Origin of the sequence: Streptomyces sp. NPDC057287, from assembly GCF_042667905.1 — a bacterium.
In the GTDB taxonomy this organism is placed as follows: Bacteria; Actinomycetota; Actinomycetes; order Streptomycetales; family Streptomycetaceae; genus Streptomyces.
The window spans coordinates 230,711-251,063 of record NZ_JBHUYV010000007.1; the positions used below are offsets into that span (position 1 = coordinate 230,711).

Sequence of the window (20,353 nt, forward strand, 5' to 3'; positions counted from 1 at the left end):
CCCCCGACCGCCGTGCACACGGTGGTCGGGGGCCTTTCGCGTGCGGGAGGGCGACCCCTCCCGCGCCGTCCTACGGCAGCGCCAGCATCCGCTCCAGCGCCAGCTTCGCGTACTTCTCCGTCTCCGGGTCGACCTGGATGCGGTTGACGAGGTTCCCCTCGGCCAGCGACTCCAGCGTCCACACCAGGTGCGGCAGGTCGATCCGGTTCATCGTCGAGCAGAAGCACACGGTCCTGTCGAGGAAGACGATCTCCTTGTCCTCGGCGGCGAAACGGTTCGCCAGTCGCTGGACCAGGTTCAGTTCCGTACCGATGGCCCACTTCGAGCCGGCCGGAGCGGCCTCCAGGGCCTTGATGATGTACTCCGTGGAGCCCACGTAGTCGGCGGCTGCCACGACCTCGTGCTTGCACTCCGGGTGCACCAGCACGTTGACGCCCGGGATCCGCGCGCGCACGTCCTCGACGGACTCCACCGAGAAGCGCCCGTGCACCGAGCAGTGCCCGCGCCACAGGATCATCTTCGCGTCGCGCAGCTGCTCGGCGGTCAGGCCGCCGTTCGGCTTGTGCGGGTTGTAGAGGACGCAGTCCTCCAGGCTCATGCCCATGTCCCGCACCGCGGTGTTCCGGCCGAGGTGCTGGTCCGGCAGGAAGAGCACCTTCTCGCCCTGTTCGAAGGCCCACTCCAGGGCCCTCTTCGCGTTGGACGAGGTGCAGATCGTGCCGCCGTGCCTGCCGGTGAAGGCCTTGATGTCGGCGGAGGAGTTCATGTACGAGACCGGCACGACCCGGTCGGCGACCCCCGCCTCCGTCAGCACGTCCCAGCACTCGGCGACCTGCTCCGCGGTGGCCATGTCGGCCATCGAGCAGCCTGCGGCCAGGTCCGGCAGGACGACCTTCTGCTCGTCGCCGGTCAGGATGTCCGCGGACTCCGCCATGAAGTGCACGCCGCAGAAGACGATGTACTCCGCCTCGGGCCGCGCAGCGGCGTCCCGGGCGAGCTTGAACGAGTCGCCGGTGACGTCCGCGAACTGGATGACCTCGTCGCGCTGGTAGTGGTGGCCGAGCACGAAGACCTTGTCCCCGAGCTTCTCCTTGGCCGCGCGGGCCCGCTCCACCAGGTCCGGGTCGGACGGGGAGGGCAGGTCACCGGGGCATTCGACCCCGCGCTCGCTCCGGGGGTCGGCCTCGCGGCCGAGCAGCAGAAGGGCGAGGGGTGTCGGCTGGACATCCAAGGGCTGGGCGGTGGTCACGACACGCACCCTTTCTTTTCCGCGAAAAGCCTTTTCGTCGAATTGACGCTATCTATCATAACCGCTTCGTGTCAGCTTGACGATGCCGATAGCGTCGATGTGACGCATCCCCTCGCGCGGGCGGTGTGCGAGCATGAAGGGGAACAGACACGCGCCTGGCCCGGAATGAATCCGCGGCCCCGATGGTTGGACCCGTCGGCAAGCAGTCCGTACAACCCGGGAGAGAAGCAGATGTCCGTATCGGACGAGACCACCACCGTGAGCGACGGCATCCTCCTGTCCGACGCCGCCGCAGACAAGGTCAGGACCCTGCTCGAGCAGGAGGGCCGTGACGACCTCGCGCTGCGCGTCGCCGTGCAGCCCGGAGGCTGCTCGGGTCTGCGGTACCAGCTCTTCTTCGACGAGCGTTCGCTCGACGGTGACGTCGTGAAGGACTTCGGCGGCGTCAAGGTTGTCACCGACCGGATGAGCGCCCCGTACCTGGGCGGCGCCTCCGTGGACTTCGTGGACACCATCGAGAAGCAGGGCTTCACGATCGACAACCCGAACGCCACGGGCTCCTGCGCCTGCGGTGACTCCTTCAGCTAAGCCTGAGGTGTACGACAGCGGCGGCGCTCCCGGTCATCGGGAGCGCCGCCGCAGTCATGTCCGGCCACGCCCGTCAGGCGCGCGGCACGGCCTCGCCCGAACCCGCGTCGACCACCTTCCGGCCGTCCAGCGGGGCATCGAGGGTCACCGTGCGGTTCAGCTCCTCGGCGACCAGGATGCAGGCCTTCCCGGGATCCGGCCGTGACTGGGAGACCGTGACCCGCACCGTCGTGGCGTCCTCCGTGGCGCGGGCCGTGTACGTGCTGCACACGCCGCCCCAGAACGTCACCTCCAGCGTGCGGCCGTCCGAGCTGTACGAGGTGAGGTCCGTGGCCGAGCCGTCCGGGTCCTTCGTGGGTTCGGGGGAGGGCGGGGTGCTCCCGTGCCTCACGTACTCCGGGTCCACCGCGACCTGGGCGACCGTGTCCACCGGGCCGCCCCCCTCGGGCCGCACGGAGAAGAGCCAGGAGGGCACGAGGATCTGCTCGCCGTCCGCGTACTGCGCCGCGAGCCCGAACACGGCCTTCTCGACCGTCACCGTGGTGGCGGGCGGAGTACCGCCCGAGGCGCCGCAGTCGGGCTGCGGTGCGAGATCGTCCTCCAGCGGTACGGAGGTCGCACAGCCGCCGATCCCGCCCTTCGGGCTCCGTCGGCTCTCCGCGTTCAGCTGTTTCAGCGCCTCGTCCGCGCCGGTCACCGGATAGCTGTCGCCCTTCCCCAGTCCCTTCAGGTGTCCGCTGCCGCCGACGATCTCGCCCCCGGCGCCCACCTGGATCCCGGTCGACCAGCCGTACGTCGGCAGCCCGCCCACCACGGGGTCGGCGTTCACCACCCGTACGGAGCCCATCCGCTGACCCGCGTCGAGTGCGGCACCGTCCTGCCCCACGGCTTTCAGGACCGGGGCGGCGGCAGCCTTGGCGGCCTTCTCGCTCACCGGTGAGCCCGTGCCGGTGCCCGGTGTCGCGTCCTTCGAGCAGACCGTGGGCGACTCGCACGCGTCCGTGCCGCCCGAGGCGTACCGCGCGAACGTCCAGGTGCCCGGCGCCTGCTTGTGCACCCGGAGGTAGGGGCCGGACCCGTCGCCCTCGCTGCCCACCTTCCAGGCCGTGCCGTCCGCGCGTGGGCTGCCCTGCACCCCGAGGGCCTTCGCGAGGCGCGCCACCTCGGCCGCGCTCACCGTGCCCGTAGACCGGTGGACGGAGGCCTCGTCCGGGCCGTCCGGCAGCTCTCCCGAGGCGCGGTAGACGGTCCCGCCGCCGTGGGGATCCGGCTCACCCGGCGCGATGCCCTGCGGGGGTTCCGTGGAGCCGCTGCCCGCCGAGACGTCGAGCGAGAGCAGAGGGGGTGAGCCTGTTCCGGGGTCGGGGAGGAGGCCGGGGCCGGCCTCGCCCGGAGCGTTCGAGGCCCAGTAGGCCGCCCCGCCCCCGGCCAGCAGGACGGCCGCCGCCACCGATGCCACAGCCAGCGGCGACCGCCGCCGCCGGGGGCCGGTCACGTCATTCTCGGGTCGCTCGGTGCTCACCGGATCGCTCCTTCGGCTGCCTGGCCGTCACTGGCACAACATCCGCCCCCGGGGCGGGGACACCGGTGGGACGGGCCGGGGGAGCGAGCGGTTCCCCGGGTGCGTGGGGAGCCGCCCGGGTCAGTCCCCGTAGTCGGACATGGCGTCGATCAGACGGGCCGAGGAGGGAGGCACGGTGACGCCGTGGATGCGGGAGGGCTCCACCGGCTTCGCGGCGGTCCTCTCGGGTACGACCCAGTGCGGCGCCATACGCGCGCAGTCTCCGCGCAGCTCGGCCAGGCTCATCTCGGACTCGCGAGGAACGATGGTGTTCGACATATCCGCACCGTATGCACAGGAGTACCCAGGTAGAAAGGCCTACTATCGGGTAGTTTTGCCCATTCGGGCATGGTGGCGTCACCGGGTAGCGTGAACTGTCACGCCGTCCCGGAGGGCGCGCTCACGCGTTCCCTTCGCCTTCCGCAGGAGCAGCTCCCCGTGCGCATTGCAGTCACCGGCTCCATCGCCACAGACCACCTCATGACCTTCCCCGGCCGTTTCGCCGACCAGCTGGTCGCGGATCAGCTGCACACGGTCTCGCTCTCCTTCCTGGTCGACAACCTCGACGTGCGCCGGGGCGGGGTCGGAGCCAACATCGCCTTCGGCATGGGCGTGCTCGGCACACAGCCGATCCTCGTCGGTGCCGTCGGGGCCGACTTCGACGACTACCGCGCCTGGCTCGACCGGCACGGTGTCGACACCGGATCGGTCCGGGTCTCCGAGGTCCTGCACACGGCGCGCTTCGTCTGCACGACGGACGCCGACCACAACCAGATCGGGTCCTTCTACACGGGCGCGATGAGCGAGGCCCGGCTGATCGAGCTCAAGAGCGTCGCCGACCGGGTCGGCGGCCTCGACCTCGTCTCGATCGGGGCCGACGACCCCGAGGCGATGCTCCGCCACACCGAGGAGTGCCGCTCCCGGTCCATCCCGTTCGCCGCGGACTTCTCCCAGCAGATCGCCAGGATGGACGGCCAGGAGATCCGGATCCTCCTCGACGGCGCGACGTACCTCTTCTCCAACGAGTACGAGAAGGGACTCATCGAGTCCAAGACCGGCTGGAGCGACGAGGAGATCCTTGGCAAGGTCGGCCACCGCGTCACCACCCTCGGCTCCCGGGGTGTCCGAATCGAGCAGGCCGGCCAGGACCCCATCGAGGTCGGCTGCGCCGAGGAGGAGCGCAAGGCCGACCCGACCGGCGTCGGCGACGCCTTCCGGGCCGGTTTCCTCTCCGGCCTCTCCTGGGGTGTGAGCCTGGAGCGCGCCGCCCAGGTCGGCTGCATGCTCGCGACCCTGGTCATCGAGACCGTCGGCACCCAGGAGTACACCCTGCGCCGCAGCCCGTTCATGGACCGCTTCACCAAGGCCTACGGCGACGAGGCGGCCTCGGAGGTCAGGAAGCACCTCTCCTAGTACGCGAGACGGAGGCGGCGCGGGCCCGCGGGTGAGCGGTACGGGCTCACACGAGCCGGCGGACCACATAGGCCGAGCCGCGGTCCGCCGGCTGCTCGCCCACGTACTCCTGTTCCCGCATCTCGCACCAGGCCGGGATGTCGAGGCGGGCGGCCTCGTCGTCGGAGAGCACCGTCACCGTGCCACCCACGGGTACTCCTTCGATCACCTTTGCGAGCTCGATCACCGGAATCGGGCAGCGCCGGCCGAGCGCGTCGACGACGAGCGAGGGCCGCGCCGCGGGGGAGGGCGACGTCCGAGCGGGGGCGCCGAGCCTCTCCCGCACCCCGGCCACCACCCCCGGCAGTACGCGGAGGAAGCCGTCGACCTCTTCCTCCGTCGTCCCGGCCGGAAGCGACACGCGCACGTTTCCCTCCGTGAGCACTCCCATCGCCTTCAGGACATGGCTGGGCGTCAGGGTGCTGCTCGTGCAGGAGGAGCCGGACGACACGGAGAACCCGGCCCGGTCCAGCTCGTGGAGCACTGTCTCTCCGTCGACATAGAGACAGGAGAAGGTCACCAGGTGCGGCAGCCGCCGCGCCGGGTCGCCGACCACTTCCACGTCCGGCACCAGAGTCCCCACCGCCGCCCGGATGCGGTCGACCAGGACGCGCAGCCGCGCGGCCTCCGCGGCGGCCTCCGCGCGCACCGCCCGCAGAGAGGCCGCGGCCGCCACGATCGCCGGGATGTTCTCGTAGCCGGGAGCACGGCCCGACTCCCGCTCGTCGGCCGGGCCTTGAGGTGCGAAGCGGACCCCCTTGCGTACGGCGAGCAGCCCGACCCCGGCGGGCCCGCCCCACTTGTGGGCGCTCGCGGCCAGCAGCGACCAGCGGCCGGGCACCGGCCCCCAGCCGAGCGACTGCGCGGCGTCCACCAGCAGCGGCACACCGGCGCCGGCGCAGATCTCCGCGGTCTCCTCCACCGGCTGTTCCGTCCCGACCTCGTGGTTGGCGGACTGCAGACAGGCCAGAGCGGTGTCCGCGCGAAGGGCCCGGCCGTACGCCGAGGGGTCCACCGCCCCGGTCCGGTCGACCGGCACCTCGGTGAACGTCCCGCCCTCCGACTCCAGGGCCGCCGCCGAATGGAGCACCGAGGAGTGCTCGACGGCGGAGAGCACCAGATGGCGGCCGACACGCCGACGCCCGGAGAGCGCTCCGGCCACCGCCGAATGCACCGCGCGGGTGCCGGACGAGGTGAAGACGAGCTCGTCCGGCCGGCAGCCGACCGCCTCCGCCGCGGTCTCCCGGGCCGCGTCGAGCAGCATCGCGGCCCTCCGTCCCTCGCGGTAGAGGCGGGCCGGGTCGGCCCAGCCCTCGTCCAGGGAGGCAAGCAGCGCCTGACGGGCGACGGGATGCAGGGGGGCGGAGGAGGCCGCGTCGAAGTAGGGCACGGCGTCACGCTAGCCCGCAGGGCGCGTGACCAGGTGACCGGCCGTCTCCGCGGCAGGGGAGAGGGAGCGTCAGATGGCCCCCGGAGGCTCGCATTCCATCCCTTCGGGGTGTCGTGCGGCGCGTTGGGCACCCTCCCCGCGCGACCCCAAATAGCGTCCAGTAGGGTTTGGTCCGCATAAACATCCAAACCCCTGCCCGCGTCAGGGCCGGCGACCGACCAAGTGAGACGGCCGCGCCGACCGTGCGGGCGAGACTCTCGGGAAGGCGCTACGTGAGTCCCAACGGCTCCGACCGCTCGTCGCGGCGCCCGATGCGGCGGAAGCTGCCACAGGTGCTGACTGCGGGCCTGGTCCTGGCGACGGCCTCCGGTTGTTCATACAACTGGGAGGATTTCCCCCGCCTCGGTATGCCCACTCCGGTAACGGAAGAGGCCCCTCGGATCCTCTCCCTCTGGCAGGGCTCGTGGGCGGCAGCGCTCGCCACGGGTGTCCTCGTCTGGGGGCTGATCCTGTGGAGCGTCATCTTCCACCGCCGAAGCAGGACCAAGGTGGAGGTTCCTCAGCAGACCAGGTACAACATGCCCATCGAGGCGCTGTACACAGTGGTCCCCCTCATCATCGTCTCGGTGTTCTTCTACTTCACCGCGCGCGATGAATCGAAGCTCCTCGAGCTCAGCCCGAAGCCTGCCCACACCATCAACGTGGTCGGCTACCAGTGGAGCTGGGGCTTCAACTACATCGAGAACGTGGCGGGCTCGCCCTCCACGGGCAGCGAGGTCCCCAAGGAGCTCGACGCCATCCCCGACAAGTTCCGTGAGGACTTCCCCAAGGACGCCGGCGGCGTCTACGACGTGGGCGTCCCCGGTACGCGCAACCCGCAGAACGGCAACCCGGGCCCGACCCTGTGGCTGCCGAAGGGCGAGAAGGTCCGCTTCGTCCTGACTTCGCGTGACGTCATCCACTCCTTCTGGGTGGTGCCGTTCCTCATGAAGCAGGACGTCATTCCGGGCCACACCAACTCCTTCGAGGTCACGCCGAAGAAGGAGGGCACCTACATGGGTAAGTGCGCCGAGCTCTGCGGCGTGGACCACTCCCGGATGCTCTTCAACGTCAAGATCGTCTCTCCCGAGCGTTACCAGCAGCACCTCGAGGAGCTGGCGGAGAAGGGTCAGACGGGCTACGTGCCGGCAGGCATCGAGCAGACGGACCCGGCCAGGAATGCGGAGACGAACAAACTGTGAGCATCCTCAACGAATCCCAGGGTGCCGCGGCAGCAGACGACTCGTTCGAGGACGAGCTGCCGGTGCGGCGCAAGCAGCCGGGGAGTGTCGTCGTCAAGTGGCTGACCACCACTGACCACAAGACGATCGGCACGATGTACCTGGTCACATCGTTCGCGTTCTTCTGCATCGGTGGCCTCCTGGCGCTCTTCATGCGCGCCGAGCTGGCCCGTCCGGGTACGCAGATCATGTCGAACGAGCAGTTCAACCAGGCGTTCACGATGCACGGCACGATCATGCTGCTGATGTTCGCGACGCCGCTGTTCGCAGGGTTCGCGAACTGGATCATGCCGCTGCAGATCGGCGCGCCCGACGTGGCGTTCCCGCGGCTGAACATGTTCGCGTACTGGCTGTACCTCTTCGGCTCGATCATCGCGGTGGCCGGCTTCCTCACCCCGCAGGGTGCGGCCGACTTCGGCTGGTTCGCCTACTCCCCGCTGTCGGACGCGGTCCGCTCGCCGGGCGTCGGTGCCGACATGTGGATCATGGGTCTGGCCTTCTCCGGCTTCGGCACGATCCTCGGTTCGGTCAACTTCATCACCACGATCATCTGCATGCGCGCCCCCGGCATGACGATGTTCCGCATGCCGATCTTCACCTGGAACGTCCTGCTGACCGGTGTCCTGGTCCTGCTGGCCTTCCCGGTCCTGGCCGCCGCGCTCTTCGCGCTCGAGGCCGACCGAAAATTCGGCGCACATGTATTCGATGCGGCCAATGGTGGCGCATTGCTCTGGCAACACCTCTTCTGGTTCTTCGGCCATCCAGAGGTGTACATCATCGCTCTACCATTCTTCGGAATCATTTCCGAAATCATTCCGGTATTCAGCCGCAAGCCGATGTTCGGCTACGTCGGTCTGATCGCGGCGACGATCTCCATCGCAGGCCTCTCGGTGACCGTGTGGGCGCACCACATGTATGTCACCGGCGGTGTGCTGTTGCCGTTCTTCTCGTTCATGACGTTCCTCATCGCGGTACCGACCGGTGTGAAGTTCTTCAACTGGATCGGCACGATGTGGAAGGGGTCGCTGTCCTTCGAGACGCCGATGCTCTGGTCCGTCGGCTTCCTGATCACCTTCGCCTTCGGTGGTCTGACCGGCGTGATCCTGGCCTCGCCGCCGCTGGACTTCCACGTCTCCGACTCGTACTTCGTCGTCGCGCACTTCCACTACGTCGTCTTCGGCACCGTGGTCTTCGCGATGTTCGCCGGATTCCACTTCTGGTGGCCGAAGTTCACCGGCAAGATGCTGGACGAGCGTCTCGGGAAGATGACGTTCTGGACGCTGTTCATCGGCTTCCACGGCACGTTCCTGGTGCAGCACTGGCTCGGTGCCGAGGGCATGCCGCGTCGTTACGCGGACTACCTCGCCGCCGACGGCTTCACCGCCCTGAACACGATCTCGACGATCTCCTCCTTCGTGCTCGGCCTGTCGATGCTTCCGTTCATGTACAACGTCTGGAAGACCGCCAAGTACGGCAAGAAGATCGAGGTCGACGACCCGTGGGGCTACGGCCGTTCGCTCGAATGGGCGACGTCCTGCCCGCCGCCCCGGCACAACTTCCTCAGCCTGCCGCGGATCCGTTCCGAATCCCCGGCGTTCGACCTGCACCACCCGGAGATCGCGGCGCTCGAGCAGCTGGATCACCTGTCCGAGGGTGAGAAGGTCCTCGTCGGCGGCAAGGAGGACGGCAAGTGAAGATCCAGGGCAAGCTCTTCATCTGGCTGAGCGTCTTCATGCTGGCCATGGCCGTCACCTACGGCGTCTGGTCCAAGGAGCCGGTCGGCACCACCGCGCTGGTCCTGGCCTTCGGGCTGACCATCATGATCGGCTTCTACCTGGCCTTCACGGCCAACAGGGTCGACGCGATGGCCCAGGACAACAAGGAGGCCGATGTCGCGGACGAAGCCGGCGAGGTGGGCTTCTTCTCCCCGCACAGCTGGCAGCCGTTCTCGCTGGCCATCGGTGGCGCCTTCCTCTTCATGTCCGTCGTCTTCGGCTGGTGGCTGGCCTACTTCTCGGCCCCGCTGCTCCTGATCGGCCTCTTCGGCTGGGTCTTCGAGTACTACCGCGGCGAGAACCGCACCCAGTAGGACACGCCTCCCAGGAGGTGCAGCACCCGTACGGGGGCCCGGTCCGCTCAGTGATGAGCGGGCCGGGCCCCCGTTTGCAGTCATTGAACGCGCTGGATCGGATGAATCTTCTTAGCGTGGGTTCATGAACCACACGCCGCGCATCCGCACCGTAGTGAGCTGCACCCTGCTGGTCGTGACCTTGGTCGCTGGTGCGACCGCCTGTGGCGAGCCCGATGGTCATCCGCTGTCGCTGAAGCCCTACGACGCCGCAGACCTGGTCTCCTTCAACGGCCCGTCCAAGGACGAGAAGGCCGACCCCGACAAGCCCCTCGAAGTCACCGTCAAGGACGACGACGCGAAGATCACGGACGTGACGGCCGTCGACACCGAGGGCCGCCACCTGGCGGGCGAACTCGACGCCGACGGCAAGCGGTGGCACTCCACCACCTCGCTCGCGGCCGGCACCCGATACACCGTCAAGGTCTCCACCGAGAACGGCGACGGCGCCCCAGGCAGCCGTACGTACGCCTTCGGTACGACCTCGGCCAAGAAGTTCCTGAAGGTCACGTTCGGCCCGCAGGCGGGCACCTACGGGGTCGGGCAGCCCCTCACGGCGGAACTCAGCGCTCCGGTCACCGGCCGGGCGGCCAGGTCCACGGTGGAGCGCGGGCTCCAGGTCCGGTCCGCCCCCGCCGTCACGGGCTCCTGGTACTGGGTCGACGCCAAGACCCTGCACTACCGCCCCAAGGAGTACTGGCCCGCGGACGCCACCATCGACATCCGCAGCAACCTCAAGGGCATCAAGGTCACCAACGCCCTCTACGGCGACGCCACCAAACCCCTGAAGCTCACCACCGGTGACCGCATAGAAGCGATCACCGACGCCTCGGAGCACCACATGACCGTCCTCCGCAACGGCGAAGTGATCAACACCCTGCCGGTCACCACGGGCAAGCCCGGCTTCGACACGCGCAACGGCGTCAAGGTGGTGCTGGCCAAGGAGCAGTTCGTACGCATGCGCGGTGAGAGCATCGGCATCGCGGCCGGCTCCTCGGAGTCCTACGACCTGCCGGTCTACTGGGCGACACGGGTCACCTGGAGCGGCGAGTACGTCCACGCCGCGCCCTGGTCGACGGGTTCACAGGGCAACGCCAACGTGAGCCACGGCTGCACGGGGATGAGCACGGCCGACGCCGAATGGTTCTTCGAGACCGTACGCGAGGGCGACATCGTCAAGGTCGTCGGGAGCGACGGCGAGACGATGACCCCGTTCGACAACGGCTTCGGTGACTGGAACCTCGACTGGGAGGCCTGGCAGAAGGGCAGTGCCCTCCACGGTGGCGGGACGCCCGACACGGGCACCGATGTCCAGACGGCGCGGCTGCGCCCCCAGGTCTGATCCCGCCGGGAGTGCGCCGCGCCGCGGAAAGGCACCGCGGAGGGGTTCGGGGCCCCTCCGCCTCAGGCCTCCACGGACAGCCTGCGGCGCAGCAGCGAGGCCAGGGCGCCCGCGAAGTCGACCGGGTCGACGGGATGCGTCACAGCGGCGTCCGCACGGCTCCACGTGGCCAGCCAGGCGTCCTGCGGGCGACCGATCAGCAGCAGCACGGGCGGGCAGTCGAAGATCTCGTCCTTGATCTGCCGGCAGACGCCCATACCGCCCGCGGGGGCCGTCTCACCGTCCAGCACGCAGACGTCGACACCGCCCCGGTCCAGTGCGCTCAGCACGGCGGGCAGGGTGGCGCACTCCAGGAACTCCACCGGTGGCACGTCCGCCGCAGGCCTGCGCCCGGATGCCAGCCTCACCTGCTCGCGGGTGTTGGCGTCGTCGCTGTAGACCAGGACCGTGGCGGTCGGCTGCATTGTTCCTCCGTGACGTCTGTGTCTTCGGGGCTCTCGGGGCATGAACCGATGGGCGGATCGTACTCCGGCGGACCCGCTGTCAGCACCGGTAAAGACAGCGATTCGATGGGCCGTTCGGTGAGGACACACGCCTCTGACACACCGAACGGCACCCCCCGGAGTGAGGGCGGGATAAGCGACCGACATAATGTCGGTCGTGGCGACAGCAACGACAGTAGAAACCGGGCACGCGCACCCGTCGGTCAATCGGCCGAACCTCACCAGCGTCGGAACCATCATCTGGTTGAGTTCCGAGCTGATGTTCTTCGCGGCCCTCTTCGCGATGTACTTCACCCTGCGATCGGTGATGGGACCCGATCACTGGAAGGAGATGGCCCACCATCTGAACTTCCCGTTCTCGGCGACGAACACCACGATCCTGGTGCTTTCCTCTCTCACCTGCCAGCTCGGCGTTTTCGCCGCGGAGCGGGGCGATGTGAAGAAGCTCCGCACCTGGTTCATCATCACGTTCGTGATGGGTGCGATCTTCATCGGAGGCCAGGTCCTCGAGTACACCGAGCTGGTCAAGGAGGCGGGTCTCTCCCTGTCCTCCGACCCGTACGGTTCGGTGTTCTACCTGACGACCGGCTTCCACGGGCTGCATGTGACAGGCGGTCTCATCGCCTTCCTGCTCGTCCTGGGCAGGACGTACGCGGCCTCGAGATTCACCCACGAACAGGCCACCGCGGCCATCGTCGTGTCCTACTACTGGCACTTCGTCGATGTCGTCTGGATCGGTCTGTTCGCCACGATCTACATGATCAAGTAACCGGGCTCGCACCCACCCATCATCGACGCAGAAGATCCTGACACCGGGGTAATCCGTGAAAAAGCTCTCCGCACGACGACGCCATCCGCTGGCGGCAGTCGTCGTACTACTCCTCGCACTGGCGGCTACCGGGGGGCTGTACGCCGCGTTTGCGCCTGCGGGTAAGGCGCAGGCCGACGACACCGCCCAGTCCCTCGCCATCGACGAGGGCAAGAAGCTCTACTCCGTGGGCTGTGCAAGCTGCCACGGATCCGGCGGTCAGGGCACCACCGACGGGCCGTCCCTCGTGGGCGTCGGCTCCGCCGCCGTCGACTTCCAGGTCGGTACCGGACGCATGCCGGCCCAGCAGCCGGGCGCCCAGGTCCCGAAGAAGAAGGTCATCTACAACCAGGCCGAGATCGACCAGCTCGCGGCGTACGTCTCGTCGCTGGGCGCCGGTCCGATCACGCCCACCAAGAGCCAGGTCGACCCCTCGGGCGCCGACGTGGCCAAGGGCGGGGACCTGTTCCGCACGAACTGCGCGCAGTGCCACAACTTCACCGGCGAGGGCGGTGCCCTGACGAAGGGCAAGTACGCCCCGAGCCTCGAAGGCGTGAGCCCGAAGCACATCTACGAGGCCATGCAGACCGGCCCGCAGAGCATGCCCTCCTTCCCGGACAGCACCATGCCGGAGCAGGAGAAGAAAGACATCATCGCGTACATCAAGACCGTCAACGGTGATGAGTCCGAGACCCCCGGTGGACTCTCGCTCGGTGGCCTCGGCCCCGTCAGCGAAGGTCTCTTCGGCTGGATCTTCGGCCTGGGCGGCCTGGTCGCCATCGCCGTATGGGTCGCGGCCCACACCGCTAAGGCCAAGAAGTCATGAGTAGCCAACAGATTCCAGAAGAGAACCTGCCGGTAGAGCAGGGCACCGCGCACGGCGCGGTAGAGGGTGCGGGCGACCCGTTCGCCAACCCGGGGCTGCCGGCCCACAGGCCGCGCATCCAGGACATCGACGAGCGGGCAGCGAGGCGCTCCGAGCGAGCCGTCGCGTTCATGTTCACGCTGTCCATGCTGGCGACGATCGGCTTCATCGCCTCGTACGTCATCTTCCCGGTCGACCGGATCGTCTACATCTGGCCGTTCGGGCACGTGAGCGCGCTCAACTTCTCCCTGGGCCTGACCCTGGGCCTGGCGCTCTTCCTCATCGGCGCGGGCGCCGTCCACTGGGCGCGCACCCTGATGTCCGACGTGGAGGTCGCCGACGACCGGCACGCCATCGAGGCGGAGCCCGAGGTCAAGGCCAAGGTCATGGCCGACTTCGCGGCCGGTGCCGCGGAGTCCGCGATCGGGCGGCGCAAGCTGATCCGCAACACCATGTTCGGTGCGCTGGCCCTGGTGCCGCTCTCCGGTGTGGTTCTGCTGCGCGACCTCGGTCCGCTGCCGGAGAAGAAGCTCCGCTCGACCCTGTGGGCCAAGGGCAAGCAGCTCGTCAACATGAACACGATGGAGCCGCTGCGCCCCGAGGACGTCGTCGTCGGTTCGCTGACCTTCGCCATGCCCGAGGGCCTGGAGGAGGACGCGCACGACTTCCAGACGCAGATCGCCAAGGCCGCCCTGATGATCATCCGGATCGAGCCGGACAACATCAAGGACAAGCGCGAGCGCGAGTGGGCCCACGAGGGAATCGTGGCCTTCTCCAAGATCTGCACCCACGTCGGCTGCCCCATCAGCCTGTACGAGCAGCAGACGCATCACGTGCTCTGCCCGTGCCACCAGTCCACCTTCGACCTCTCCGACGGCGCCCGCGTCATCTTCGGTCCGGCCGGTCACGCCCTTCCGCAGCTGCGGATCGGCGTGAACAGCGAGGGCAACCTCGAGGCGCTCGGTGACTTCGAAGAGCCCGTCGGTCCTGCCTTCTGGGAGCGCGGATGAGTACTGCGACGGAAACACAGCGCAAGGCGCCCGCCGGTGAGCGGGTCGCCGACTGGGCGGACGGCCGGCTCGGCATCTACGGCCTGGCCAAGGCCAACATGCGCAAGATCTTCCCGGACCACTGGTCCTTCATGCTCGGTGAGATCTGCCTCTACAGCTTCATCATCATCATCCTCACGGGTGTGTACCTGACGCTGTTCTTCCACCCGAGCATGAACGAGGTCGTGTACCACGGCTCCTACGAGCCGATGCAGGGCATCCGGATGTCCGAGGCCTACGCCTCGACCCTGGACATCAGCTTCGACGTCCGCGGTGGTCTGCTCGTCCGGCAGATCCACCACTGGGCAGCCGTGATCTTCCTCGCGGGCATGTTCGTGCACATGTTCCGGGTGTTCTTCACCGGCGCGTACCGCAAGCCGCGCGAGATCAACTGGCTGTTCGGCTTCCTGCTGTTCGTCCTCGGCATGTTCACCGGGTTCACCGGCTACTCGCTCCCGGACGACCTGCTCTCGGGCACGGGTGTGCGCTTCACGCAGGGCGCCATCCTGTCGATGCCGATCGTGGGCACCTACATCTCGATGTTCCTGTTCGGCGGGGAGTTCCCCGGCGGCGACATCATCGCCAGGTTCTACTCGATCCACATCCTGCTGCTGCCGGGCATCATGCTCGGGCTCGTGGTCGGCCACCTCATCCTGGTCTTCTTCCACAAGCACACCCAGTTCGCGGGTCCGGGGCGCACGAACAAGAACGTCGTCGGCATGCCGCTGCTGCCGGTGTACATGGCCAAGGCCGGGGGCTTCTTCTTCCTGGTCTTCGGCTTCATCGCGATCATCGCGGCGATCGCCACGATCAACCCGATCTGGGCGCTCGGCCCCTACCGTCCCGACCAGGTGTCCACGGGCGCCCAGCCGGACTGGTACATGGGCTTCGCCGAAGGCTTCGTCCGTGTCATGCCGGGCTGGGAGATCAACCTCTGGGGCCACACGCTGGTCCTGGGCGTGCTGATCCCGCTGGTCCTGTTCGGCGTGATCCTCGCGGCCCTGGCGCTCTACCCGTTCATCGAGTCGTGGATCACCGGGGACAAGCGCGAGCACCACATCCTGGACCGTCCGCGCAACGCTCCGACCCGCACCGGACTGGGTGTCGCCTGGGTGACGATCTACTTCGTCATGCTGATCGGCGGCGGCAACGACATCTGGGCGACCCACTTCAACCTGTCGCTCAACGCGATCAGCTGGTTCGTGCGTATCGCCTTCTTCGTCGGCCCGGTCGCGGCGTTCGTCGTCACCCGGCGGATCTGCCTCGGCCTCCAGCGCCGGGACAAGGAGAAGGTGCTGCACGGGCGCGAGTCCGGCACCATCAAGCGCCTGCCGCACGGTGAGTTCGTGGAGATCCACGAGCCGCTCAGCCCCGCGCAGCTGCACACGCTCACGGCGCACGAGCAGTACAAGCCGGTCGAGATCGGCCCGACGGTCGACGAGAACGGCGTCGAGCGCAAGCCGTCGGCGCTCCAGAAGGTGCGGGCCAGGCTCAGCAGGAGCTACTACGGCGAGGACAACCAGATCGCCAAGCCCACCGCCGAGGAGTACAAGGAGATCACCAGCGGCCACGGCCACCACTGATCACCTCAGCTGAACGCCACAGCGGGAGCCCCGTCCATCCGATGGACGGGGCTCTTCGCTGTCCCCGGGGCTGGATAGGGTGGAGGCATCCTTGTACCGGCTGTGGACCCCCAGGAGCGGACCATGAACGTTGTGACCCCGGACGGCGGCGACAGCGTGGCGGCCCCTACCTGGCCCGGCGTGCTGACCCCCCTCCTGCGCGGCCAGGACCTGAGCGAGGACGACACCGCCTGGGCCATGGACCGCATCATGAGCGGCGAGGCCACGGACGTGCAGATCGCCGGCTTCGCGGTCGCCCTGCGCGCCAAGGGGGAGACCGTCCGCGAGGTCACCGGACTCGTCCGCGCCATGTACGAGCACGCCCACACCATCACCGTGCCCGGCCGTACGGTCGACATCGTGGGGACCGGTGGCGACATGGCCAAGACGGTCAACATCTCCACCATGTCCGCGATCGTCGTCGCGGGGACGGGCGCGAAGGTCGTCAAGCACGGCAACCGGGCCTCCTCCTCGGCGAGCGGGGCCTCCGACGTCCTGGAGAAGCTGGGCGTCAATCTCGATCTGACACCGCAGCGCGTCGTCGCCGTGGCCGAGGAAGCGGGCATCACCTTCTGCTTCGCCGTGAAGTTCCACCCGGCCCTGCGCTACGCGGCCAGGGCGCGCAAGGAGCTCGGCACGCAGACCACCTTCAACATCCTGGGCCCGCTCACCAACCCCGCCCGCGTGCGCTCCCAGGCCATCGGGGTCGCCGACGTGAAGATGGCGCCCATCGTCGCGGGCGTGCTGGCGGCCCGGGGGAACTCGGCGCTCGTCTTCCGGGGTGACGACGGCCTGGACGAGCTGACCACCACGGCGACCTCGCGGGTCTGGATCGTCCGCGACGGCGCCGTCCGCGAGGAGCCCTTCGACCCGCGCGACGTCGGCCTGGACCTGGTCCCCGTCGAGGCCCTGCGCGGCGCGGACGCCTCCTACAACGCGGATGTCGCGCGTCGGCTGCTCGACGGGGAGAGGGGCCCCGTACGTGACGCGGTGCTGCTCAACACCGCCGCCGCGCTGGTCGCCCTGGACCCGGGCGAGGGCACGCTGAACGAGCAGCTCGCGGCCGGGATCGCACGGGCCGCGGAGTCGGTCGACTCGGGCGCGGCCAAGCGCGCTCTGGAGCGCTGGGTGGCGGCCAGCAACGCCTGAGGGGCGCACGCTGTGAGCAAGGGCGCAGTCCGGATCGCGGACTGCGCCCTTGCGCGTCGTCAGGGGTATGGCAAGATGCTGGTCAGGTCATGAGTGACAGCGACTACGGCCCCGGCCCGCTGTCCGGCAACCCTCCGTCCGTGGCGGGGTGCCCCGGGTGAAGACCAGGCCGCAGGCAGCGAGGTCTGTGGCAAGCGCGGGCCCCTCGGCATCGTTGTATGCCACCCCTTGGGGTCCTGGTCCCAGGGAGCCTCTTGTGAGCAAGCGAATGCGATAGGGCTCGACGCCCTCCTCCGCGCACCCAATTCTTCTGTTCCCGCGCTGCTGCGTCCTGTCGGACCGCCGGCGCGAGGATTTCGCCTGCCTCTCACGGGAGTTCGCCATGTCTGTCTCCACCGCTGCCGTCGACCAGTCGGTTTGTGCCCCGCTGCCGGTTCTGGGATCTGATGTCATCGTTCCGCTCGTTACGGGCGGAGATGTCACCTACGCCGCCCTCGACTACGCGGCCAGCGCCCCGGCCCTCCAGCGGGTGTGGGACGACGTGGCCGCCTACGCCCCGTACTACGGCAGCGTGCACCGCGGCGCCGGCTACCTCTCGCAGCTCTCCACCGACCTGTTCGAGGGCAGCCGCGTGACCGTCGCGGAGTTCCTCGGCTGCCGGGCCGACGACCAGGTGGTCTTCACCCGCTCCACGACCGACTCCCTCAACCTGCTGGCCGCCGCGCTGCCCGCCGACTGCCAGGTGTTCGTGTTCGAGACCGAGCACCACGCCTCGCTGCTGCCCTGGCGCGACGCCCGGGTGACCTGCCTCGACGCTCCGCGCACCCCGGACCAGGCGGTCGCCACCCTGGAGCGGGCACTGGCCGCACGTGACCCGCACGGGCCCGCGCTGGTCTGCGTCACGGGCGCGTCCAACGTCACCGGTGAGCTGTGGCCGGTGAGGGAACTGGCCGCCGCCGCCCACGCCCACGGCGCGAGGATCGTGCTCGACGCGGCGCAGCTGGCGCCCCACCACCCGGTGGACATCGCCGACCTGGACGTCGACTGGGTCGCCTTCTCGGGGCACAAGCTGTACGCCCCCTTCGGCTCGGGTGTGCTCGCCGGCCGGGCCGACTGGCTGGTGGCCGCGGAGCCGTACCTCGCCGGTGGCGGCGCCTCGCGCAAGGTCGCCCGGCGCACCGACGGCGGTGTGGACGTCGAGTGGCACACCACCGCGGCCCGGCACGAGGCCGGGTCGCCCAACGTCATCGGCGTGTACTCCATCGCCGCCGCCTGCAAGGCCCTGACCGAGGAGGGCTTCGACCGGCTGGTCGCGCGGGAGCAGCGGCTCGTGACCCGCGTCCGCGAGGGTCTGGCCGGTGTCCCGGAGGTCAAGGTGCTCTCGCTGTTCGGCGACGACGCCCCGAGGGTCGGCGTCATCTCCTTCGTGGTCGAGGGATGGAACAGCTCGCACTTCGCCGCGGCGCTCTCCGCCGAGTACGGCATCGGGGTGCGCGACGGACTCTTCTGCGCCCACCCGCTGGTGCGGACCCTGCTGGGCAGCGAGCCGCAGGACCCGGGCGAGTGCGGTGCTCCGGAGGCCGCGCCGGGGGAGAGGTCCCTCAACGCCATCCGGGTGAGCTTCGGCGCCGGCACACCGGACGAGCACATCGAGCGGTTCCTCGGAGCCGTCCGGGAGCTGGTCGGCAAGGGCGCGCGCTGGACCTACCGCACCGAGGAGGGCCGCTGCGTGCCCGACCGGGGTGCCGCACAGGTCTGAGGTGGGCGGATACGGCTCCGGCCGGCCCCGGGAGACGCTTCCCGGGGCCGGCCGGAGCCGTATGCGTACAGGGTCCTTCGTTCGGACCGGGCCGGATCAGGGGGCGGTGCCAGGGCCCGTGAGCCCGGCGTGATCCGGAGGAGGGGCCCTAGCCGTCCAGACCGATGGCGAAGGCCGCCTCGAGGTCGTGCTGCGAGTAGGTGCGGAACGCCACGTGGGTGTCCGTGGCCTCCACGCCCTGGATCTTGCTGATCCGGCCCGGGATGACGTCGGCCAGATCGTCGTGCCGGGCCACCCGGACCATGGCGATCAGGTCGTACGTGCCGGTGACGGAGAAGACCTCGCTGACGCTGTCCAGAGCGGCGATGGCCTCGGCGATCTCCGGAATCCGGTCCACGCTGGTCTTGATGAGCACGATCGCGGTGATCACGGCTGGCTTTCTCCCTCGGTGGCCGTGGCTGGAGCTTTCACTCTAGTACCCCGGAACCGCCCCCAGGCGTAGAGGAACCCGGCCGCGAAACCCGCCACGTGCGCGAGGTACGCCACGCCCGGGCCGCTGCCCGCGCTCTGTGCCGCCAGCCACTGCAGGACGAACCAGAACACGAGCACGATCCAGGCGGGAAAGCGCAGCGGGAGGAAGAAGAGGAAGGGGAAGAGGCTGGTGACCCGGGCCCGGGGGAAGAGGAAGAGGAAGGCGCCGAGCACCGCCGAGATCGCGCCCGACGCCCCGACGAGGGTCTGGTCGGAGTCCGCGTGCACCACCGCGTAGGCCACCAGGGCGAAGTAGCCGCACCCGAGGTAGAAGAAGGCGAACTCCGTGCGGCCCATGCGTTCCTCGGTCATCGCGCCGAACACGTAGAGGAAGAGCAGGTTGCCCAGCAGGTGCAGCCAGCTGCCGTGCACGAAGAGCGCGGTCAGCGGGGTCAGTGCCGCGTGCGCCGAGCCGTCCGTGAGCTCGCTGGGGATCACGCCCCACCGCTCGAAGTACCCGGCCTGGGCGGCCAGCAGGGCGTCGGCGCCGCCGGGGACGGGGTTGAACCCGGAGAGCGGGCTGAGCAGGAACACCGCGCAGCACAGCGCGACGATCCCGTACGTGACCGGGGCGCCGCCCGCCGCGGCCGCCGCCCCGAGCTCCCGTGCCCGCTCCCGCCAGTGGACTTCCCGCCGATCGATCACGTACAGAGCATGACGCACCCGGCGAGAACGGGACAGACCGCCTCGCCGTGCCGACAGGTATGCGCAAGGCCGTAGGGTTGCGGCAGGACATCCGCAGTTCGACGGCGCACCGCGAGATCGAAGACCTGGGCACGCACGAGACTCGACGAACGACGAAAGAGGACGCAACGATGACGACGGTTCCCCAGCCGACGGACGGGACCCGCTGGCGCTGCACGCTCTGCGGCAACCTCACCCGTTTCGATGTGACGCGCTCCTCGAAGGTCGTCGAGTACGTGCATCTCGACCTGGCCGGGGAGTCGAGTGTCGAGGAGCGCGAGGTGGTCAGTGAGACCATCGAGTCCGTGCGCTGCCGCTGGTGCAACGCGGTGGACCAGATCGAACTGGTCGACAGGCCGGGCGCCGACTCCTGACGGGGCCGTGCGCACCTAC

General features: G+C 69.0%; 20 protein-coding genes and 1 riboswitch. Of the genes, 13 read left to right on the forward strand and 7 right to left on the reverse strand.

The window, feature by feature from the left end; genetic code table 11:
- Window positions 1-70: 70 nt before the first annotated feature.
- Entirely contained in the window at window positions 71-1,258 is a 1,188-nt protein-coding gene (gene nadA / locus ACFUNE_RS16210; protein ID WP_383567365.1) for a quinolinate synthase NadA, read from the reverse strand.
- A 222-nt stretch (window positions 1,259-1,480) separates the two neighbouring features.
- Between nadA and ACFUNE_RS16215 the strand changes: the two genes are divergently transcribed.
- Window positions 1,481-1,837 (forward strand): iron-sulfur cluster assembly accessory protein, encoded by a 357-nt coding sequence (locus ACFUNE_RS16215; protein ID WP_056784314.1) that lies wholly within the window; start codon window positions 1,481-1,483, stop codon window positions 1,835-1,837.
- Between the two features lie 73 nt (window positions 1,838-1,910).
- Here the strand turns inward: ACFUNE_RS16215 and ACFUNE_RS16220 are convergent, their stop codons facing one another.
- The gene (locus ACFUNE_RS16220) at window positions 1,911-3,359 is read right to left on the reverse strand and encodes a hypothetical protein (RefSeq protein ID WP_383567368.1); all 1,449 of its coding nucleotides are present in this window, start codon (window positions 3,357-3,359) and stop codon (window positions 1,911-1,913) included.
- A gap of 120 nt (window positions 3,360-3,479) precedes the next feature.
- Window positions 3,480-3,677: a hypothetical protein gene (locus ACFUNE_RS16225; RefSeq protein ID WP_383567371.1), complete on the reverse strand. Its 198-nt coding sequence runs from the start codon at window positions 3,675-3,677 to the stop codon at window positions 3,480-3,482.
- Between the two features lie 159 nt (window positions 3,678-3,836).
- On the opposite strand from ACFUNE_RS16225, the gene ACFUNE_RS16230 reads away from it, so the two are divergent.
- Entirely contained in the window at window positions 3,837-4,811 is a 975-nt protein-coding gene (locus ACFUNE_RS16230; RefSeq protein WP_383567374.1) for a carbohydrate kinase family protein, read from the forward strand.
- A gap of 46 nt (window positions 4,812-4,857) precedes the next feature.
- On the opposite strand, the gene ACFUNE_RS16235 is transcribed toward ACFUNE_RS16230, so the two are convergent.
- Entirely contained in the window at window positions 4,858-6,240 is a 1,383-nt protein-coding gene (locus ACFUNE_RS16235; protein ID WP_383567377.1) for a cysteine desulfurase/sulfurtransferase TusA family protein, read from the reverse strand.
- Window positions 6,241-6,512: 272 nt separating this feature from the next.
- Between ACFUNE_RS16235 and coxB the strand changes: the two genes are divergently transcribed.
- The 4 genes from coxB to ACFUNE_RS16255 all read left to right on the forward strand — a co-directional run bounded on the left by coxB (window position 6,513) and on the right by ACFUNE_RS16255 (window position 10,990).
- Window positions 6,513-7,481 carry a cytochrome c oxidase subunit II gene (gene coxB, locus ACFUNE_RS16240; RefSeq protein WP_383567380.1) on the forward strand — a complete coding sequence of 323 codons (969 nt, stop codon included), beginning with the start codon at window positions 6,513-6,515 and terminating at the stop codon, window positions 7,479-7,481.
- Window positions 7,478-9,214 (forward strand): cytochrome c oxidase subunit I, encoded by a 1,737-nt coding sequence (ctaD, locus tag ACFUNE_RS16245; protein ID WP_383567383.1) that lies wholly within the window; start codon window positions 7,478-7,480, stop codon window positions 9,212-9,214. The genes coxB and ctaD overlap by 4 nt, the downstream gene beginning before the upstream one ends.
- Window positions 9,211-9,609, forward strand: a complete 399-nt coding sequence (locus ACFUNE_RS16250) for a cytochrome c oxidase subunit 4 (RefSeq protein WP_383567386.1) — start codon at window positions 9,211-9,213, stop codon at window positions 9,607-9,609. Before ctaD ends, ACFUNE_RS16250 begins: the two co-directional genes overlap by 4 nt.
- Before the next feature lie 124 nt (window positions 9,610-9,733).
- On the forward strand, window positions 9,734-10,990 hold the full coding sequence (locus ACFUNE_RS16255) for an Ig-like domain-containing protein (protein ID WP_383567389.1): 1,257 nt from the start codon (window positions 9,734-9,736) through the stop codon (window positions 10,988-10,990).
- Between the two features lie 62 nt (window positions 10,991-11,052).
- On the opposite strand, the gene ACFUNE_RS16260 is transcribed toward ACFUNE_RS16255, so the two are convergent.
- Complete coding sequence (locus ACFUNE_RS16260; RefSeq protein WP_383567392.1) at window positions 11,053-11,454, reverse strand: hypothetical protein; 402 nt, start codon at window positions 11,452-11,454, stop codon at window positions 11,053-11,055.
- A 187-nt stretch (window positions 11,455-11,641) separates the two neighbouring features.
- Here ACFUNE_RS16260 and ACFUNE_RS16265 point away from each other — a divergent pair, with 187 nt between their 5' ends.
- The 6 genes from ACFUNE_RS16265 to ACFUNE_RS16290 all read left to right on the forward strand — a co-directional run bounded on the left by ACFUNE_RS16265 (window position 11,642) and on the right by ACFUNE_RS16290 (window position 18,745).
- A complete protein-coding gene (locus ACFUNE_RS16265) occupies window positions 11,642-12,262 on the forward strand; it encodes a heme-copper oxidase subunit III (RefSeq protein WP_014045480.1) in 621 nt (206 codons plus the stop codon).
- 55 nt (window positions 12,263-12,317) lie between these two features.
- On the forward strand, window positions 12,318-13,127 hold the full coding sequence (locus ACFUNE_RS16270) for a c-type cytochrome (RefSeq protein ID WP_383567397.1): 810 nt from the start codon (window positions 12,318-12,320) through the stop codon (window positions 13,125-13,127).
- Entirely contained in the window at window positions 13,124-14,176 is a 1,053-nt protein-coding gene (locus tag ACFUNE_RS16275) for a Rieske 2Fe-2S domain-containing protein (RefSeq protein ID WP_383567400.1), read from the forward strand. Before ACFUNE_RS16270 ends, ACFUNE_RS16275 begins: the two co-directional genes overlap by 4 nt.
- The gene (locus tag ACFUNE_RS16280; protein ID WP_383567402.1) at window positions 14,173-15,798 is read left to right on the forward strand and encodes a cytochrome bc complex cytochrome b subunit; all 1,626 of its coding nucleotides are present in this window, start codon (window positions 14,173-14,175) and stop codon (window positions 15,796-15,798) included. Before ACFUNE_RS16275 ends, ACFUNE_RS16280 begins: the two co-directional genes overlap by 4 nt.
- Window positions 15,799-15,921: 123 nt before the next feature.
- Window positions 15,922-16,986, forward strand: coding sequence for an anthranilate phosphoribosyltransferase (gene trpD / locus ACFUNE_RS16285; RefSeq protein ID WP_383567405.1), 1,065 nt, complete (start codon window positions 15,922-15,924; stop codon window positions 16,984-16,986).
- Between the two features lie 85 nt (window positions 16,987-17,071).
- Window positions 17,072-17,189, forward strand: a riboswitch (SAM riboswitch).
- 179 nt (window positions 17,190-17,368) lie between these two features.
- A complete protein-coding gene (locus ACFUNE_RS16290; RefSeq protein ID WP_383567408.1) occupies window positions 17,369-18,745 on the forward strand; it encodes an aminotransferase class V-fold PLP-dependent enzyme in 1,377 nt (458 codons plus the stop codon).
- 148 nt (window positions 18,746-18,893) lie between these two features.
- Here the strand turns inward: ACFUNE_RS16290 and ACFUNE_RS16295 are convergent, their stop codons facing one another.
- On the reverse strand, window positions 18,894-19,175 hold the full coding sequence (locus tag ACFUNE_RS16295) for an Lrp/AsnC family transcriptional regulator (RefSeq protein WP_014156690.1): 282 nt from the start codon (window positions 19,173-19,175) through the stop codon (window positions 18,894-18,896).
- Window positions 19,172-19,921: a rhomboid family intramembrane serine protease gene (locus tag ACFUNE_RS16300; RefSeq protein WP_383567412.1), complete on the reverse strand. Its 750-nt coding sequence runs from the start codon at window positions 19,919-19,921 to the stop codon at window positions 19,172-19,174. Before ACFUNE_RS16300 ends, ACFUNE_RS16295 begins: the two co-directional genes overlap by 4 nt.
- Window positions 19,922-20,091: 170 nt before the next feature.
- On the opposite strand from ACFUNE_RS16300, the gene ACFUNE_RS16305 reads away from it, so the two are divergent.
- A complete protein-coding gene (locus ACFUNE_RS16305; RefSeq protein ID WP_014156692.1) occupies window positions 20,092-20,334 on the forward strand; it encodes a hypothetical protein in 243 nt (80 codons plus the stop codon).
- Window positions 20,335-20,353: the final 19 nt, after the last annotated feature.

Bases quoted from the DNA above. Each gene is read 5' to 3' on its own strand.
- ACFUNE_RS16260 (WP_383567392.1), bottom strand. From the start codon at position 11,454: ATGCAGCCGACCGCCACGGTCCTGGTCTACAGCGACGACGCCAACACC.
- ACFUNE_RS16215 (WP_056784314.1), top strand. From the start codon at position 1,481: ATGTCCGTATCGGACGAGACCACCACCGTGAGCGACGGCATCCTCCTG.
- ACFUNE_RS16255 (WP_383567389.1), top strand. From the start codon at position 9,734: ATGAACCACACGCCGCGCATCCGCACCGTAGTGAGCTGCACCCTGCTG.
- ACFUNE_RS16290 (WP_383567408.1), top strand. From the start codon at position 17,369: ATGTCTGTCTCCACCGCTGCCGTCGACCAGTCGGTTTGTGCCCCGCTG.
- ACFUNE_RS16280 (WP_383567402.1), top strand. From the start codon at position 14,173: ATGAGTACTGCGACGGAAACACAGCGCAAGGCGCCCGCCGGTGAGCGG.
- ACFUNE_RS16275 (WP_383567400.1), top strand. From the start codon at position 13,124: ATGAGTAGCCAACAGATTCCAGAAGAGAACCTGCCGGTAGAGCAGGGC.
- trpD (WP_383567405.1), top strand. From the start codon at position 15,922: ATGAACGTTGTGACCCCGGACGGCGGCGACAGCGTGGCGGCCCCTACC.
- ACFUNE_RS16225 (WP_383567371.1), bottom strand. From the start codon at position 3,677: ATGTCGAACACCATCGTTCCTCGCGAGTCCGAGATGAGCCTGGCCGAG.
- ACFUNE_RS16305 (WP_014156692.1), top strand. From the start codon at position 20,092: ATGACGACGGTTCCCCAGCCGACGGACGGGACCCGCTGGCGCTGCACG.
- ACFUNE_RS16265 (WP_014045480.1), top strand. From the start codon at position 11,642: ATGTCGGTCGTGGCGACAGCAACGACAGTAGAAACCGGGCACGCGCAC.